At 63.7% G+C, this 16,391-nt stretch carries 18 protein-coding genes and 1 pseudogene; 12 read left to right on the forward strand and 7 right to left on the reverse strand.

All coding sequences use genetic code 11. From position 1 onward, the window contains the following. Positions 1-189 precede the first annotated feature (189 nt). Positions 190-1,332 carry an FMNH2-dependent alkanesulfonate monooxygenase gene (gene ssuD / locus A6723_RS26805; RefSeq protein WP_054906885.1) on the forward strand — a complete coding sequence of 381 codons (1,143 nt, stop codon included), beginning with the start codon at positions 190-192 and terminating at the stop codon, positions 1,330-1,332. Between the two features lie 108 nt (positions 1,333-1,440). Continuing rightward, complete coding sequence (locus A6723_RS26810) at positions 1,441-1,659, forward strand: hypothetical protein (RefSeq protein WP_054906886.1); 219 nt, start codon at positions 1,441-1,443, stop codon at positions 1,657-1,659. 9 nt (positions 1,660-1,668) lie between these two features. On the opposite strand, the gene A6723_RS26815 is transcribed toward A6723_RS26810, so the two are convergent. Together A6723_RS26815 and A6723_RS26820 are read right to left on the reverse strand one after the other, a co-directional pair. Continuing rightward, entirely contained in the window at positions 1,669-1,914 is a 246-nt protein-coding gene (locus A6723_RS26815; protein WP_054906887.1) for a hypothetical protein, read from the reverse strand. A gap of 80 nt (positions 1,915-1,994) precedes the next feature. After that, positions 1,995-2,234: a hypothetical protein gene (locus A6723_RS26820; RefSeq protein WP_139093068.1), complete on the reverse strand. Its 240-nt coding sequence runs from the start codon at positions 2,232-2,234 to the stop codon at positions 1,995-1,997. 247 nt (positions 2,235-2,481) lie between these two features. On the opposite strand from A6723_RS26820, the gene A6723_RS26825 reads away from it, so the two are divergent. Next, a complete protein-coding gene (locus A6723_RS26825; RefSeq protein ID WP_065085275.1) occupies positions 2,482-2,664 on the forward strand; it encodes a hypothetical protein in 183 nt (60 codons plus the stop codon). A 170-nt stretch (positions 2,665-2,834) separates the two neighbouring features. Next, entirely contained in the window at positions 2,835-3,002 is a 168-nt protein-coding gene (locus tag A6723_RS31495) for a general stress protein (protein ID WP_081754103.1), read from the forward strand. A gap of 124 nt (positions 3,003-3,126) precedes the next feature. Here the strand turns inward: A6723_RS31495 and A6723_RS31880 are convergent, their stop codons facing one another. Continuing rightward, entirely contained in the window at positions 3,127-3,300 is a 174-nt protein-coding gene (locus tag A6723_RS31880; protein ID WP_099051252.1) for a hypothetical protein, read from the reverse strand. 378 nt (positions 3,301-3,678) lie between these two features. Between A6723_RS31880 and A6723_RS26835 the strand changes: the two genes are divergently transcribed. Continuing rightward, positions 3,679-4,320 (forward strand): phosphoribosyltransferase, encoded by a 642-nt coding sequence (locus A6723_RS26835; protein ID WP_054906889.1) that lies wholly within the window; start codon positions 3,679-3,681, stop codon positions 4,318-4,320. A gap of 116 nt (positions 4,321-4,436) precedes the next feature. On the opposite strand, the gene A6723_RS26840 is transcribed toward A6723_RS26835, so the two are convergent. Next, entirely contained in the window at positions 4,437-5,477 is a 1,041-nt protein-coding gene (locus A6723_RS26840) for a LacI family DNA-binding transcriptional regulator (protein ID WP_054906890.1), read from the reverse strand. A 221-nt stretch (positions 5,478-5,698) separates the two neighbouring features. On the opposite strand from A6723_RS26840, the gene A6723_RS26845 reads away from it, so the two are divergent. From A6723_RS26845 to A6723_RS26875, 7 genes are all read left to right on the forward strand, one after another. Then, positions 5,699-7,957 (forward strand): TonB-dependent receptor, encoded by a 2,259-nt coding sequence (locus A6723_RS26845; protein ID WP_082450466.1) that lies wholly within the window; start codon positions 5,699-5,701, stop codon positions 7,955-7,957. Positions 7,958-8,055: 98 nt separating this feature from the next. After that, the gene (locus A6723_RS26850) at positions 8,056-9,378 is read left to right on the forward strand and encodes an LLM class flavin-dependent oxidoreductase (protein ID WP_054906891.1); all 1,323 of its coding nucleotides are present in this window, start codon (positions 8,056-8,058) and stop codon (positions 9,376-9,378) included. A 46-nt stretch (positions 9,379-9,424) separates the two neighbouring features. Then, positions 9,425-10,468, forward strand: a complete 1,044-nt coding sequence (mgrA, locus tag A6723_RS26855; protein WP_054906892.1) for an L-glyceraldehyde 3-phosphate reductase — start codon at positions 9,425-9,427, stop codon at positions 10,466-10,468. A 4-nt stretch (positions 10,469-10,472) separates the two neighbouring features. Beyond that, the gene (locus A6723_RS26860) at positions 10,473-11,399 is read left to right on the forward strand and encodes a sulfonate ABC transporter substrate-binding protein (protein WP_082450468.1); all 927 of its coding nucleotides are present in this window, start codon (positions 10,473-10,475) and stop codon (positions 11,397-11,399) included. Positions 11,400-11,836: 437 nt separating this feature from the next. Next, the gene (locus tag A6723_RS26865) at positions 11,837-12,643 is read left to right on the forward strand and encodes an ABC transporter substrate-binding protein (protein WP_054906900.1); all 807 of its coding nucleotides are present in this window, start codon (positions 11,837-11,839) and stop codon (positions 12,641-12,643) included. Positions 12,644-12,720: 77 nt separating this feature from the next. Next, positions 12,721-13,434 (forward strand): amino acid ABC transporter permease, encoded by a 714-nt coding sequence (locus A6723_RS26870; RefSeq protein WP_064979901.1) that lies wholly within the window; start codon positions 12,721-12,723, stop codon positions 13,432-13,434. Between the two features lies 1 nt (position 13,435). Continuing rightward, positions 13,436-14,128 carry an amino acid ABC transporter permease gene (locus A6723_RS26875; protein WP_054906901.1) on the forward strand — a complete coding sequence of 231 codons (693 nt, stop codon included), beginning with the start codon at positions 13,436-13,438 and terminating at the stop codon, positions 14,126-14,128. A 990-nt stretch (positions 14,129-15,118) separates the two neighbouring features. Here the strand turns inward: A6723_RS26875 and A6723_RS32735 are convergent. The 3 genes and pseudogenes from A6723_RS32735 to A6723_RS32305 all read right to left on the reverse strand — a co-directional run. Next, positions 15,119-15,382: a DUF6396 domain-containing protein gene (locus tag A6723_RS32735; RefSeq protein ID WP_371914079.1), complete on the reverse strand. Its 264-nt coding sequence runs from the start codon at positions 15,380-15,382 to the stop codon at positions 15,119-15,121. Next, a complete protein-coding gene (locus tag A6723_RS31890; protein WP_139093069.1) occupies positions 15,379-15,909 on the reverse strand; it encodes a hypothetical protein in 531 nt (176 codons plus the stop codon). The genes A6723_RS32735 and A6723_RS31890 overlap by 4 nt, the downstream gene beginning before the upstream one ends. 177 nt (positions 15,910-16,086) lie before the next feature. After that, positions 16,087-16,391: pseudogene (locus tag A6723_RS32305) on the reverse strand (sel1 repeat family protein); the annotation flags it as partial.

Genomic DNA, 16,391 nt, shown 5'->3' on the forward strand with positions numbered 1-16,391 from the left:
TCCGCGGGCCGCAGCGCTGGCACAAGCCTTGCTACCCTGCAGGACCGCAGCGCAGCCGCCCTCTTCTTTTTCTGCCTGAATCGAGCGCACGAACCGTGCCGGCTGCCGGGCCGTATTCCAATGAAGACTTGCCACGCGTGCACCGACGGGGCGACGCCCCACTCCGATGATGGCAACGAGGACACCCCTATGAGTCTGGATATTTTCTGGTTCCTGCCGACCTCCGGCGACACCCGCTACCTGGGTCATTCCGGCAGCGGCCGCCCGGCAACCAACGAGTACATGCGGCAGATCGCGGTCGCCGCCGACCAACTCGGTTACGACGGCCTGCTGATTCCTACGGGCAGTAGCTGCCTGGATCCCTGGGTCACCGCGGCCAGCCTGGTGCCGGTCACGCAGAGGATCAAGCTGCTGGTCGCGTTGCGCACCTCGCTGGGCAACCCGACAGCCTCCGCGCGCCAGGCGGCCTCCCTGGACCAGGCCAGTGGCGGTCGGCTGCTGCTCAACGTCGTTCCTGGCGGAGACAGTACTGAACTGGAGGCGGATGGCGTTTTCCTCGGCCACGACGAACGCTACGCCGCCTCGGATGAATTCCTCACCATCTGGCGCCGCCTGCTGTCAGGCGAGACGGTGGACTTCGAAGGCCAGCACCTGAAGGTAAAAGGTGCGCAGAACTTCTTCCCTCCCGTGCAGAAGCCCTACCCGCCCCTGTACTTCGGCGGCTCCTCGCCTGCCGCCCATGAGCTGGCCGCCAGGCATGTGGATGCCTACCTGACCTGGGGCGAGCCGCCCGCCGCCGTGGCCGAGAAGATTGCCGACGTGCGCGAACGGGCAGCACGCCTGGGGCGCACGGTGAGATTCGGCGTGCGCTTGCATGTGATCGTGCGGGAAACCAACGAGAAGGCCTGGGCTGCCGCCGACGAACTGATCAGCCACCTGGATGACGCCACCATCGCGGCCGCGCAGTCGAACTACGCGAAGATGGATTCGGTTGGCCAGCAGCGCATGGCCGCGCTGCACGGTGGCGACCGCAACAAGCTGGAGGTTGCGCCAAACCTCTGGGCCGGCGTCGGCCTGGTCCGTGGCGGTGCCGGCACCGCTCTGGTAGGCGACCCGCAAACCGTGGCGGCACGCCTGCTGGAATATGCCGCGCTGGGAGTCGACAGCTTTGTGCTGTCGGGCTACCCGCACCTGGAGGAAGCCTACCGTTTTGCCGAACTGGTATTCCCGCTGCTGCCTGGCAAGGGGCGTGTAACGGTGGATGGCGTGCTCACCGGGGGCGCCTTCGACGTACGCGCCGGGCGCGAGGAGGCCAAGGACGCTGCCGCCTGATCGGTCAGCTCAAGTGTCGGTCCGATGACCAGTATTGCCCCTGAGCGATCAGGGGCTACGCTTGTCAGCCATTCCACAGATCGACCCTGCCAGGGAAGTCGCACGACCATGCAATGGCTGATCGAGTATCAACTCAACGGCAAGGACCGCCACCTGCTCATGCGCGCGCGGAGCATTCCCCATATCAAGGCGATCGCCTTCTCCATCTATGTTCGTGAGTTCCCCGAGCAGCCCCGCCCGCTGCACTCCTCCGCCGAGGTCGAATCCTGGCTGGGCGCCTGCGGCATCACCATCAGCGACGTCCGCCTGGTCTCGGCGCAGACCTGAGGCGTCGGCCTAGTCTCCCGCCCTGGCAACACGGTAGGAAACGTCCTGCACGTTGTGGGCTTCGACATTGCGGCGGATGGTGTGGTAACGCTTCTGGTAGCCGCGCAGATCGTGGATCGGGATGTGCAGATGGCGCGCCACGTGGCTCCATGCCCGCGCTTCGCTCATGGATTCGTCCTCGGCTTCGAACTCGAATTCCCGCCCGTCTCGCACAAAGCAGACGTGGTACCGCCTGGTCAGGGATTCGTCCTGCATGGTGCCTCCGGATTCTGGCTCTCTCCCAAGCACTGACCGGGCGACCGTAGCAGCGGTTCAAATCGATCGTTCGAGCTGGATCAGTCCATGACCACCCATGAAATGGTGCCTCCCTCGCCGGGCGCATGGTGCAGCACGAGATCGATCCGGTGGGCGGCGTGAAGCAGGGTTTCCGCGTCGTGCTCCAGCAACTGCGCCGCGGCCATCAGCGCCGATGCCGTGTCGGCAGTGCCGGCCTTGAGCGCGGCTTCGCGCAGCACCTGGACGACGCAGGTCTCGTTGAAAGCCGAGGCCATCAATACCTTCCGCAGTCGTTCCACGTCAGCCTCCCTTGGCCCTGTGCGCCTGTGAGGAATAGCTCCATTTGACTCAGTGCGTCGCCTCGGCCGACGATTGGCGCGGCTTGCGAGCTCGGCTATTATTGGTAACGCGTTACCATGGAAAGCAGATCAATACGGTAACGCGTTACCATCTCCTGATGAGGCCCGCATGAAAGACGCCAAGGACAGAGCCACTCGCGACGCTTTCGAAGCCCCGAGCAAAGGCCGCCCCCGCAAGGAAGGCGCCATGACCAACGCCGAAAAGCAGGCCGCCTACCGCAAGCGCCGCGCCGAATCCGGCGGCGGCGCGGTAATGCTCAACAACGAAGAAATCTGGCTGATCTGCCACGCCCTCGATGGCAAGGTCTGGGAGGCGGACGCCGAGCAGCGGCAAAAGCTCATTGCCCGGCTTCGCAAGCGCGTGGTGTGACCGGCGTGCCAGCAAGCGAACTTGGCTCGGCCGTGCTCCCCCATATAACGAGCGTCCGCTCGATTCATGCCTGATCGTTCTTAAAATCAGTCGAACACCGCTGATCGATTTGTTTCGGATGAAGTGAATGCACCGCATTCGCCCATTCACTTCCCACGGAGTAGTTCCCCATGGCCGAACACAGAGGTGGTAAAGGCAACTTTGCGGAAGACCCCCAGCGGGCATCCGAGGCCGGCAGGAAAGGCGGCCAGCATAGCGGCGGCAATTTCAAGAATGACCCGGCGCGTGCATCCGAGGCGGGTCGCAAGGGAGGCCAGCGCAGTCGCGCTGATCACTGACCCGGCAGAGGTGGTCTCCGGCGCTCGCCGGTCCGATGAATCCACCCTGCTCTCTTCAACGAAAACGGCGCCCAGGAACGGGCGCCGTTTTCGCTGGTTGCCATCGGTGCGGCGAGCACCCCGGTCATTGAGTGCAGAGCACCTCGCTGACCTGGATATCGGAGCGCGAATCGCGCCCGATCGGGCCATGCAGTGCGCGGACGAATTGTTGCGCCTGCTGGCGGCTCAGGCTCTCCTGCACCAGCACAGTGCTCATGGGTTGGCCGTTGCGGCGGTAGCGGATCAGGTACGCGTGCATGGCGATCTCTCCTCGGTTGGCTGGTGGCAGACGAAACTCGCAGGAGCAACTATAGGCACAGCTCCGGCAAAGAGCGGGGATCGGTACCGTTTCGGCATGGACCTGATACTGGGAGTCGCAACACTGGCAGTCGTTCAAGGGGCGTGACAGACGCTCCCAACGCGACCGTCCGTGCGCAATTCCTGAACCTTCGATAGGGCGGCGGCTCACAGCCCATGGCAGACATGTGCAGGCTCAGTTGCCTTGGATCTGCCAGGCGCAATCGATTTCCAGCGGCTCGCAGTCGCAGTGAGGTCCGTCTAGCCTGAACCGGCAAACGCATCCGCATATGGCGCCAGGCTCAGGACAGGCTGCTGTGATTCGCGAAAGGAGGTTCAGATGCCCTCAGTGCAATACACCAACCGTCGCCATGCCGGCGTGGCGCTGGCGATGGCCCTGCGCGACATGCCGCTGGAGAACCCGCTGATCCTCGCCCTGCCCCGCGGTGGCGTACCCGTCGGCAAGGAGATCGCCCGGGCGCTGGGCGCGCCGCTGGATGTACTGCTGGTGCGCAAGATCGGCGTACCCGGCAACGAGGAGTACGCCCTGGGCGCCATTGTCGATGGCCCCGAGCCGAACTGGGTGGTGGACGAACAGATGCTCGAGCAGCTTGATCCGCCGCCGGAATGGTTCGAACAGCAGGTGCTGGAGCAGATCCGCGAACTGGAGCGGCGCCGTTTGCTGTACCGCGGCGCAAAGGCGCCAGCGCAACTCGAAGATCGTGACCTGATCGTCGTCGATGACGGCCTGGCGACCGGCAGCAGTGTGCGCGCCGCGCTCAAGTGCCTGCGTGCGCAGCACCCGCACAAGGTAGTGCTCGCCGTTCCGGTAGGCCCAGCGGAAACCGTGCAGAAGCTGCGTGACGAGGTGGATACCCTGATCTGCCTGGACACGCCGTCACCGTTCCGCGCAGTGGGTGATCACTACCGGGACTTCCACCAACTCAGTGACCAGGAAGTGATCGACCTGCTGGCCAAGTAGGCGCGCTTGAGCTTTTGCAGAAGCGAGTCTGCTCGCGAACTGCTCGACTACGGAGCCGCCGAGATACCCGTTCGCGAGCAAGCTCGCTCCTGCAGTAGGCGGACAGACAGCGGGATTCAGGCGCTTTCGCGCTCCAGCACCCGGCAGCCGAGCAGGTTCAGGCGTTCCACCTCGCCATCCAGTGGTACCACGCCAATGGATTGCAGCACGCGTAGCGCTGCGATCTCGCCGATCTCGCGGGCTGGCGGCTTGATGGTGGACAGGCTGGGCAGCAACATCGGCGCGAAGGGATAGTCACCGAACCCCAGCACCGCGCACTCATCAGGAATCTTCAGCCCTGCGCGCTGCCCCGCGAGCAGGCCACCGGCAGCGAGGTTGTCGTTGGCGAAAACGATCGCCTCAGGGCGTTCCGACCCACGTGCCATCAATGCCTCCATGGCCTGCCGCCCAGCCTCGAAAGGCGCGCTCTCGGTGGGTACGAACATCCAGGGCTCGCCACCCAGTTCACGCAAGGTATCGGCATAGCCGTCGCGGCGGTCCAGGGCGCTGAAGTCTCCCGGCGCACTGTTCTGCACGAAGGCGATTCGCCGGTAGCCCTTGCCGTGCAGGTAGTGCACGGCATCCACGCCGACCTGGTAATGGGAAAAACCCACCTGGATCGGCGCGCGCCCAGGCTGGTAGTCCCACACCTCCACCACTGGCATGTCCGCCGCTGCAATGAGCTTTTCGGTGGCCGGCGTGTGGAAATGGCTGGTCAGTACCAGCGCCGCCGGGTTCCAGCCGAGGAAGGCGCGCACGGCGTTTTCCTCCTTGTCTTCGGAGAAGTAACTGGACGCCAGCAGCAGTTGATAGCCGTGCGCGGCCAGGGTGTCGCTGAAGGCCTGGATGGTGTCGGCGAAGATCGGCCCGGAAATGTTCGGCACCACCATCCCCACTACCCTGCCCCGCGCCGAAGCCAGCCCGCCAGCGACCTGGTTGGGCACGTAGCCCAGCGCCTCCACCGCCGCGCCGATGCGCTCGCGCAGGTCATCCGACAGCTGCGCCGGCTGATTGAAGTAGCGCGACACGCTGATGGCGGAAACCTTCGCCAGTTCTGCCACGGCGGTCAGCGTCACGCGTCCTGCCCCACGGCGTTTACGCGGTGTCTGGTTGGCCAATTCGGCGCTCCTGTTTCTGTATTTCAGGAATATAAACGTAATTTTTAATTATTTGACGATCTATCTGTCGATTCAGGATACTCGCCGATGTTAGCGCTAACAACATAAACTGTCCGCAACGATTCCAGCCACTCGCACGAGCGAGCGCTCGTGACAGTCCCGTAGAAAAAGGCGCCCCGGCAAAGAGAACCGAGGGCGGACCAGGGCACGAAGGAGTGGCTATGCAATCGCAACAACGGGGGACGCTCGGCCGTCCGCAATTCACTGGCCGACGCAGCGCGCTGGCCCTGGGCATCGCCAGCGTGATCGGGGCACTGGCCTGCAGCGTGCAGGCCGCCGACACCACCGGCAGCGATACCCAGTCCGCCGACTCGGCACCGACGCTCAAGGCGGTGACCGTCACCGCGACCCGCCGCGAAGAGTCGCTGCAGAAGGTTCCGGTCGCGGTCTCGGTGATCGACGGCGAACAGCTGGAGCGCGACAACCGCAACAACGTATCGAGCATCGTGCAGCAGGTGCCGACGCTGAATTTCCGCACCGGCGCCTCGAACAAGGACACCTCGCTGTTCGTCCGTGGCGTCGGCACCATTTCCACCTCCCCCGGCGTGGAGCCAAGCGTGTCGACGGTGATCGACGGCGTGGTGCTCGGTCGCCCCGGCCAGGCGACCCTGGACCTGCTCGACGTGGAACGCATCGAAGTGCTGCGCGGCCCGCAGGGCACGCTGTTTGGCAAGAACGCTTCGGCCGGCGTGCTCAACGTGGTGACCCGCGCGGTGCCGGACGAAACCACCGGCTACATCGACTACTCGCATTTTGGCGGCGGCAACGAGAACCGCACCCGCTTCGGCATCGGCGGCACGCTGATCCCCGGCAAGCTAAAGGCCAGCGTCACCACCCTGGTGGGCAGCTACGACGGCAACGTCGACAACGTCTACAACGGCCACGAGGTGAACGGCTACAACCGCGCCGGCGCTCGCACCAGGTTCGAGCTCACACCGAACGACGACCTCAAGGTCACGCTGATCGCCGACTACATGAAGGGCAACGACGACGGCCCCAGCGGCGTGATCACCAGCACCACCAGCCCGGCATTCGCCAACGCCCTGCGCCCGGTGACGGCGGACAGCGACAACCGCAAGATCAACAGCGATTACCGCACCCACGTCGACGACACCAACAAGGGCCTGTCGGCGCAGCTGGACTGGAACCTGGGCGACTACACCCTGACGTCCATCAGCGCATGGCGCGGTTGGGACAACACCCAGTGGCAGGATGGCGACCGCCTTTCGCAGGTCACCGCGAGCATTCCCAGCTCCCACGACAAGGGCGAGCTGAATTACGACCAGTACTCCCAGGAGCTTCGCCTGGCCTCGCCCAAGGGGGAGTTCCTCGAGTACGTCGGTGGCCTGTACTACATGCATGCCGTGGACGACGAGACCTACCGCCGCGTGGTGACCTCAACCACCGCGCAGAACAGCGGCGTGGCCGACTACGGCACGCGCAGCGACACCTACGCAGTGTTTGGCGAGAGCACGCTGAACTTCACCGACGATTTCCGTGGCATCGCCGGCCTGCGCTACACCCATGACGACCTCGAGTACGACCATCGCCGGCGCTCCACCTCCGCCACGGCGGTCACCGGCATCCAGCCGTCCACGTCCAGTTCCGGCTCCACCGACGAGGACGGTTGGTCCGGCCGCCTCGGCCTGCAGTACGACCTCAGCGAGCAGCTCACCAGCTACGTCACCTACTCGCGCGGCTACAAGGGCCCGGCGTACAACGTGTTCTTCAACATGCAGCCGCGCGATACCGACGCGCTCAAGCCGGAGACTTCCAACTCCTGGGAAGCCGGCCTGAAGGCCACCGCGCTGGAGAACCGCCTGACCGCCAACCTGGCGGTGTTCCACACCGTCTACGACAACTACCAGGCGAACTTCTACGACACCGTCGCCGGCCAGGTAGTGACCCGCCTGATCAACGCCGGCAAGGTGAAGACCGAAGGCGCCGAGCTGGACTTCAGCTACCAGGCCACCCGCCAGTTGAAACTCTCCGGTGCCCTCGCCTACACCAAGGCCCGTGTCGACAGCTTCGCCTGCCCGCCGGGTGCGGCGTCCAGCTGCAACGTCGACGGCAAGCCGCTGCCCTTCACCCCGGACTGGAAGAGCTACGTGCGCGCCGACTACAGCATCCCGCTGGACAACGGCCTGGATGTGGAACTGGGCACCGACTACAGCTGGCAGGACAAGGTGCAGTACGACCTCAGCCAGAACCCCGACACCATCCAGGGCGCCTACGGCCTGTGGAACGCCAGCATTGCCCTGGCCGACTACAACGACGGCTGGCGCGTTGCCCTGCTGGGCAAGAACCTCACCGACAAGTCCTACTCGCCGTTGCTCGCAACGGGCGGCAGCTACATCTACCGCATGGTGCCCCGCGACGACGGGCGTTACTTCGGCGTGGAACTGCGCAAGGACTTCTGAGCCTTCCGAGAAAGTGCGACGCCGGCTCGCCCCGGCGCCGCCCATGAGATCGAACCCGCTGCCTTGCGTCCTCCCAATGGACACACAGGAAACCCGACATGACACGAACCCTTTCCCTCGGCGCCTTTCTCATGGCCACCGGTCACCACGTCGCCGCGTGGCGCCACCCGGATGTCCCGGCTGACGGCGGCCTGGATTTCCGCCTGTACAAGCGTCTGGCGCAGATAGCCGAGGCGGCGAAATTCGACGCCGTCTTCGTTGCCGACAGCGTGGCCGCGCCCACGGCGGAGATCGCCAGCCGCATGGCCCGCTCCGATCACTTCGAACCACTGACGTTGCTCTCGGCACTGGCAGCGGTGACCGAGCGCATCGGCCTGGTCGCTACCGTGACCACCAGCTACAACGAGCCCTACCACGTGGCACGAAAGTTCGCCTCGCTCGACCACCTCTCCGGCGGTCGCTCAGGCTGGAACCTGGTGACCTCCGACGCGGCCGCCGAGGCGCTGAACTTCAACCGCCAGGAACACTTCGGCCACGCCGAGCGCTATGCCCGCGCGCGGGAATTCCATGACGTGGTGACGGGACTGTGGGACAGCTGGGAAGACGACGCCTTCACCCGCGACAAGGCCAGCGGGCAGTACTACGACCCGGCCAAGCTGCACGTGCTGAACCACGAAGGCGAACACTTCCGCGTGCAAGGCCCGCTGAACGTCGCGCGCTCGCCCCAGGGCCGCCCGGTGATCGTCCAGGCCGGCAGTTCCGAAACCGGCCGCGAGCTGGCCGCGCAGACTGCCGAAGTGGTGTTCACCGCGCAGACCTCGCTCGCCGCTGCCCGCGACTTCTACAGCGACCTGAAGGGCCGCCTGGGCAAGTTCGGCCGTACGCCGGATGAGCTGAAGATCATGCCGGGCGTGTTCGTGGTGGTCGGGCAGAGCCAGAGCGAAGCGCAGGAGAAATTCGAGGCATTCCAGGAGCTGGTGGAACCACAGGTCGGCGTCGCACTGCTCTCGCGCATGCTCGGCAACTTCGATCTCTCCGCCTACCCGCTGGACGGCCCGTTGCCCGAGCTGCCGCTGACCGACAGCGGCCAGCGTAGCCGCCAGCTGCTGCTCACCGAACTGGCCGGGCGCGAGAACCTCACCCTCGCCCAGCTTGGCCGGCGCATCGCCGGTGGTCGCGGGCACTACAGCCTGATCGGCACGCCGACGCAGATCGCCGACGAGCTCCAGGCCTGGTTTGAAGGCGGCGCCGCCGACGGCTTCAACGTACTGGTGCCGCACCTGCCGGGCGGGCTGGAAGATGTCGCCAACTTCGTGGTGCCGGAGCTGCAACGTCGCGGACTGTTCCGTCGCGACTACAGCGGCAGCACCCTGCGCGACCACCTCGGGCTCAAGCGCCCGGCCAATCGCTATACCCCCTGACGATTCACGGGCCGCCCCTGTGCGGCCCGTTTGCAAAGGAGCATCCATGACCTACCTCGCCCACCCCGACCGCTACCAGCGCGTCCCCTACCGCCGCGTCGGCCGCAGCGGCCTGGTGCTGCCCGCCCTCTCCCTCGGCCTGTGGCACAACTTCGGCGACAGCGTGCCGCTGGACCGCCAGCGCGCCCTGCTGCGCACCGCCTTCGACCTGGGCATCAACCACTTCGACCTGGCCAACAACTACGGCCCACCCTATGGCAGCGCCGAGATCAACTTCGGCCGTCTGCTGCGCGAGGACTTCGCCGCCTACCGCGACGAACTGGTGATCTCCACCAAGGCCGGCTGGGACATGTGGCCCGGCCCCTATGGCCAGGGCGGCAGCTCGCGCAAGTACCTGCTGTCCAGCCTCGACCAAAGCCTGCAGCGCCTGGGCGTGGACTACGTGGACATCTTCTATTCCCACCGCTTCGACCCGGACACGCCATTGGAGGAAACCGCCGGCGCACTGGCCAGCGCCGTGCAGCAGGGCAAGGCGCTGTACGTCGGTATTTCGTCCTACTCCGCGGGCAAGACCTCCGAACTGGCCGCGCTACTGAAGGAATGGAAGGTGCCGCTGCTGATCCACCAGCCGGCCTACAACCTGTTCAACCGCTGGGTGGAGAAGGACCTGCTGGCCACCACCGACGAATTGGGCACGGGCGTCATCGCCTTCACCCCGCTGGCCCAGGGACTGCTGACCGACCGCTACCTGAATGGCGTGCCGGCCGATGCGCGGGTCAATCAACCGGGCGGCGCGTCGCTGCGGCCGGAGCATCTGTCCGAGGACAACCTGCGCCGCGCCCGCGCGCTGAATGAAATCGCCCAGCGCCGCGGGCAGAGCCTGGCGCAACTGGCACTGGCCTGGGTACTGCGTGATGCCCGCGTGACCTCCGCGCTGATCGGCGCGAGCCGCCCCGAACAGATCGTCGAGAACGTCGCCGCCCTGAACAATCTCACCTTCAGCGCAGAAGAACTGGCGGAGATCGATCACTACGCAGTGGAAGGCGGGATCAACCTCTGGGAAAAGCCCTCCCACGACTGGAAGGAATGAGCCTGTGAAGCTGCTTCATCGACTGCTCACCGGGTTGCTGCTTGTGGTCGGCACCGCCCAGGCGCAGGACCCGGCGCAACTGCGCATCGGCTACCAGAAAGCCTCGGTCAGCCTGGTGCTGGCCAAGGAGCATGGCCTGCTGGAACAGCGCTTCCCGCACACGCAGATCCAGTGGATCGAATTCCCCGCCGGCCCGCAGATGCTCGAGGCGCTCAACGTCGGCAGCCTGGACCTGGGCTCCACCGGCGACATCCCGCCGATCTTCGCCCAGGCGGCCGGCGCCGACCTGCTCTACGTCGGCGTCGAGCCGCCCAAGCCGCAGGCGGAAACCGTCGTGGTACCCAAGGACAGCCCGATCCACAGCGTGGCCGAGCTCAAGGGCAAGCGCGTGGCCTTCCAGAAAGGCTCCAGCTCGCACAACCTGCTGCTGCGCCTGTTGCAGCAGGCCGGCCTGACCCTGCGCGATATCCAGCCGCTGTATCTCACACCGGCCGACGCCCGCGCCGCCTTCGAGAGCGGCAAAGTTGATGCGTGGGCGATCTGGGACCCCTGGTACTCGGCGCTGCTGCTGGGCGGCAACGCACGGCTCCTGGCGGATGGTTCCGAGGTGGGATTGAGCGGGCCGTTCTACCTGTCCAGCCGTGAGTACGCTGGAGCGAATCCCGAGTTCATCCGCCAAGTGCTGGACAGCCTGAACCAGGCCGAAGCCCTGACCCGCAGCAACGAAGCCGGCAGCGTCGCGATCATGGCGCGTGTCACCGGCCTCTCCCCGGATGTGATCGCGGAAACCTTCAAGCACCGCCCTCCTTCACCGATCCGCCCGCTGGACGATGCCGACATCGCCGCACAGCAGCGCACCGCCGATCTGTTCCTCGCCGAGCGCATCCTGCCGCGCGCCGTCGACATCAGCGCCGCCCGCTGGAAGCCCTGACAGCTTCTGCCCTTTGTAGGAGCGAGCTTGCTCGCGAACGAAGTTCCCGGCGACTCGGGCGCTTGGCCGTTCGCGAGCAAGCTCGCTCCTACAGGTGCAATTCCGCGAGATCGACCTGCGGTAGGAGCGGACTCCGTCCGCGATGTCTTCTAGCCGCGCCAAGGTGCCTGGGGCGTAGCAATCGCGGACGGAGTCCGCTCCCACGCACATGCGAAAATCATGTAAATGGTTATCTAACCGGTTGCTTTATATTTCTTCCAGTTATTAGATAGACGAATTCATTCCTTCTCCGTCACCCCGCCCCACTGCCACACTCGGCTTCGCCGGCGGGCGACCCCCGCCGCTCTACAGCGGGCTTCTCCCACCCTCGAGCGCCCGCTCTCGATCATTCCGGGACCCCGTCACACGAGCGTGGCCCGACAAGGAGCTGGATGTTCATGAAGAAACTTACTGCCGTTACCGCCCTCGCCCTGGCCGTCCTCTCCGGGCTGGCCCACGCCGACCGTCTGGACGACATCAAGAAGGCCGGCGTGCTGCGCGTCGCCGCCTTCAACAGCAACCCGCCATTCGGCTTCGTCGATGCCAAGAGCAAGCAGATCGAAGGCCTCGACGTGGATTACGCCAAGGCCCTGGCGAACAAGCTCGGCGTCAAGCTGCAGGTGCTGCCGACCAACCCGGCCAACCGTATTCCGCTGTTGACCGCGAACAAGGTCGACCTGGTGCTGGCCAACTTCACCATCACCCCCGAGCGCGCCGAGCAGGTCGATTTCAGCATTCCCTACTTCTCCTCGGGGCAACAGTTCATCGTCAGGAAAGGCACCCTGAGCAGCCCTGACCAGCTGAACAAATGGCGCGTCGGCGTCGACAAGGGCACCGTCAACGAAGGCGTGCTGCGCGAGAAATTCCCCGGCGCCAAGGTCATCGCCTACGACGACACGCCGTTCGCCTTCACCGCCCTGCGCAACGGCCAGGTCCAGGCCATCACCCAGGACGGCCCCAAGCTGATCGGCCTGCTGGCCAACGTGCCGGACAAGGACAAGTACGAAGTCCCGCCCTTCACCATCTCCAATGACCTGATCGGCGTTGGCATTCCCAAGGGCGAGAAGGCCCTGGCCGAGTTCGTCAACCAGAGCCTCACGGAACTGGAAGCCCAGGGCCAGGCGCAGAAGATCTACGACACCTGGTTCGGCCCGGACACCAAGACCCCGCTGGCCCGCCTGTACAAGATCGGCGACAAGAGCTGATCCGCGCCGCACTCCGCACCACCCCACGCCCCGGTTCGCCGGGGCGTGTCCGTTTCTTCCACTGATGGATTCGTGACATGTTCGGCGAACTGCTCGCCCCAACCTACCTGCGCTGGTTGCTCGACGGCTTCCTGCTGACCCTCGGTATCTCCCTGTTCTGCTGCCTGATCGCCACCCTGCTCGGCGCGCCGCTGGCCATCGCCCGGCAAGCGAAGTCGCGCTGGCTGTCGTGGCCGGCGCGGGCCTATCTCGCGCTGTTGCGCAACACGCCGCTGCTGGTGCAGCTGTTCTTCTGGTACTTCGGCGTGCCCGCCCTGCTCCCGGAGGAGCTGGTGTTCTGGCTCAACTCGCCCCATGAGCTGGGCTGGCTGGCGTGGCCGTCCTTCGAGCTTCTCGCCGCCGCCTGGGGGCTGACGCTCTACACCACGGCGTTCATCGCCGAGGAGTTTCGCGCCGGCATCGCCTCGGTCAGTGCACAGCAGCGCGAGGCCGGCATGGCGCTGGGCCTTCGCCCACTGCAGGTGTGGCGCTGGGTGGTCCTGCCGCAGGCACTGCGCACCGCGCTGCCGCCCTTGATGGGGCAATACATGAATGCGCTGAAGAATTCCTCGCTGGCCATGGCCATTGGCCTCGCGGAGCTTTCCTACGCCTCGCGGCAGGTGGAGACGCAGACCTTCAAGACCTTCCAGGCGTTCGGCATTGCCACCCTGCTGTACATCGGCGCCATCGCGCTGATCGAGGCGCTGGGCCAGGCGATCCAGCAGACCCGCCGCTATCGCCAGGGGGCCTGACATGGACTTCTCGGTAATCTCGGACAACCTGTCCTATTTCCTCATCGGCGCCTACCCGGACGGCCCGCTCGGGGGCGCGGCACTCACGGTGATCCTTGCCCTGGCATCCGGCCTTGCCTCGGCAGTGATCGGCCTGGCACTGGGCATCGCGTTGTCGGTATTGGGTGGCAAACCGCGCCTGCTGCTGGTGGCGTTCCTCGGTTTCTTCCGCGCCATCCCGGTGCTGATGCTGATCTTCTGGGTCTACTTCCTGCTGCCCATCGTCCTGCACATCGACGTGCCGGCACTGGGCACGGTGGTCTGCGCACTGTCGCTGATCGGCGGGGCCTATCTGGCGCACTCGGTGCACGCGGGTATCGAAAGCCTGCCCAAGGGCCAGTGGGACGCCGCCCGCGCGCTGGGCCTGCGCCCATGGCAGGTGCTCACCCTGGTGATCCTGCCGCAGGCGCTGCCGATCATGTTGCCGTCGTTCCTCAACCAGTGGGTTTCGCTGATCAAGGACACTTCGCTGGCCTACGTGATCGGTGTCGGCGAGTTGTCCTTCGTCGCCACCCAGGTGAGCAACCGGGTGATGGTGCATCCCACGGAAGTCTTCCTGTTCGTCGCCCTGCTCTACTTCCTGCTGTGCTCGGCGCTGGACCTGACGGCGGCGTTGGTGGCGAGGCTGAAGCTCGGTCCAGACAAGAAGGCCTAAGGCTGCACAGTCCAACCAACCGATTGGCACCAGGTGCGCAATGTATTGCCGCGCTCAGCTCAAGTTTCTCCAAGGAATTTAGTCAACAACGCACATCGATTAGTGCTGCGGTGCCCATGAAAGGCCACGGGAATACCTGGTCGTTGATCACTGCGGAGCCCGAGGCCGGGTAACCTACCTAGCCGGTCACACGCACAGCACCAATGCCGTGAAATCTAAGCAATATGGCTAATTCGTTAGTCGCCGTGACGGCAACCCTTATCAGGGTTTCTCTCACACTCCTGCATCCACTCCAGAAGCGTGAGAAGAGAGGTAAAAGTAACCAGCCAAAGAAACGGCCTGCATGAATATATTAGAAAGGCATATGACTCATTAAATTTACGATCATAACCGCCCCCGCCAAACTCCGCTCAGGCCGACAAAATCTCTATTACTGGAATACCTATTCCTATAGCGCTCGAGACCCTGCCGATGGCTAGCCAGCATCGCCCATTGGGTAGATTTCTCAAAGACCGATTTCCTTCATCTGTAGCGAGGCGAAAGCACACCAAGCGCCCTAAGGACTTGCTCGAAAGCTCACTTACTACTAGCCCCCACCGAGTATCTGTGCCAGCAAGCCAAAAACCATAGTTGCTATCAGTACAATGAGCGGCAGAAATAAAATCCATAGTGCCGTACTGACAGCTTTCCTTCGCCCCGCAGTTCGCATTGAACGGTACGCCAGCCAAGTGATAAAACTCCAGATAACCGCGCCGCCAGCCAAGACCGACCCGAACAAATAAAGAAGGCCACCATATCCTCAATTACCAGGTACAAAAGCCATGGCAATGAGATAAATGGTTAGAGCCGTGCCTGCCAAGAGCAACAGCGTGACTATGATCGATGTTGAGCGACGTACAGTGGTGGGCGGCGTTGAATCAGTCGGTAATTTTTCCATTATGCTTTTATCGGTAGTCAGTAACGTTATTGGCAGGCCAAATTGACCCGATTTCAAATCAAGGTGGCAAAGCGGTAGACGATAATCCAGGCGAAGCGCATCTCCACGGCCTCCCAATAGCCGCCGCGCGGGCAAGTTTCCCCGCTGACGCAGATCGGGGGGACGGGGTATGACGGGAGGCGGACGAAGTTGGGCGACTCCGGTGTGGGKCGGCCGGTGGCGGGGTCGAGGTGTTTGTCCTTGGCCAGYTGCTGGATCARCGCTTCRCTGGGCTTGGGCGGCGGGATATTGGCTTTGCGCTCCTCCAGCCATTTCAGCTAACTGTTTCACAACGACAATTTGTCTGAGGCAGCATGAGCAAATTAGGCTGACTATGCAAAGAAAAGCGTATCAATACACTCTCCAACTCCCCTGCTGATGGATTTTTAACCTCCGGCATATAAACCAAGGATACTTTCAAATATTCCTGAAGGCGCCTCATCTTATATTCCTCATAGAAAATAGCCATGAGGAGGGCAAATACCAACCCAGAGATCAGAATTACTAGTGTGTTCAAGATTGTCATGACAATCTTCACCCCGCGCTGCCCAACAGCAGAACTTTTCTTCCAAGTCATTCTGATCGAAAGCAATGCTGAAAGTATTGCAACCCCTAAGAAATAGCGGCTCAAGGAAATTAAGAAGTCGGATGCTTTTGAACACGCGTCACCACAACCACTCCCACTGACTCCAGCTCCAACCACTCCAAATCCAAAGAATGCAGAACACAGCCCAAGAACTCCCAATATCATTCCCACGACCAACAAAAATCCACCACTCAATATCACGCGAGGCAAACGACTCATACTTTATCTCCTAGAATTATATTTCATTAATGGCATGGTGAATTCTTTACCCTCAGGGACGCTCATATATTTCGCATAACTAGCGAATGCTCGACTCTGTAAACCTTTGCTGGAGCGACGTGTTACCGCTGTCGCAAGCGAGAGCAGCAGCAGGGCCAGACAGGTGCCCACCAGAACCTAGGCATCGCCGAGCAGTATCCATCTGACGGGTTCGGGGCCGGCTGTGATCTTGTCCGGTAGCGGCCCCAGGCGGCGGGTACGCCGTTCGAGCACTAGGGTGGGCAGGGTTTCGCCTTGCTGGAAGCGGCGTAGCGTCTTGCCTTCAACGGTGATCCAGGAAAAGTGCACACCCAGGGCTTCCCAGTAACCATCGCGTGGACAGAGTTCGCCACTGACGCAGATCGGTGGGACGGGGTATGAGAGGAGGCGGACGAAGTTGGGCGACTCCGGTGTGGGTCGGCCGGTGGCGGGGTCGAGGTGTT

The organism is Pseudomonas sp. AU11447, assembly GCF_001672555.2.
GTDB lineage: Bacteria > Pseudomonadota > Gammaproteobacteria > Pseudomonadales > Pseudomonadaceae > Pseudomonas > Pseudomonas nitroreducens.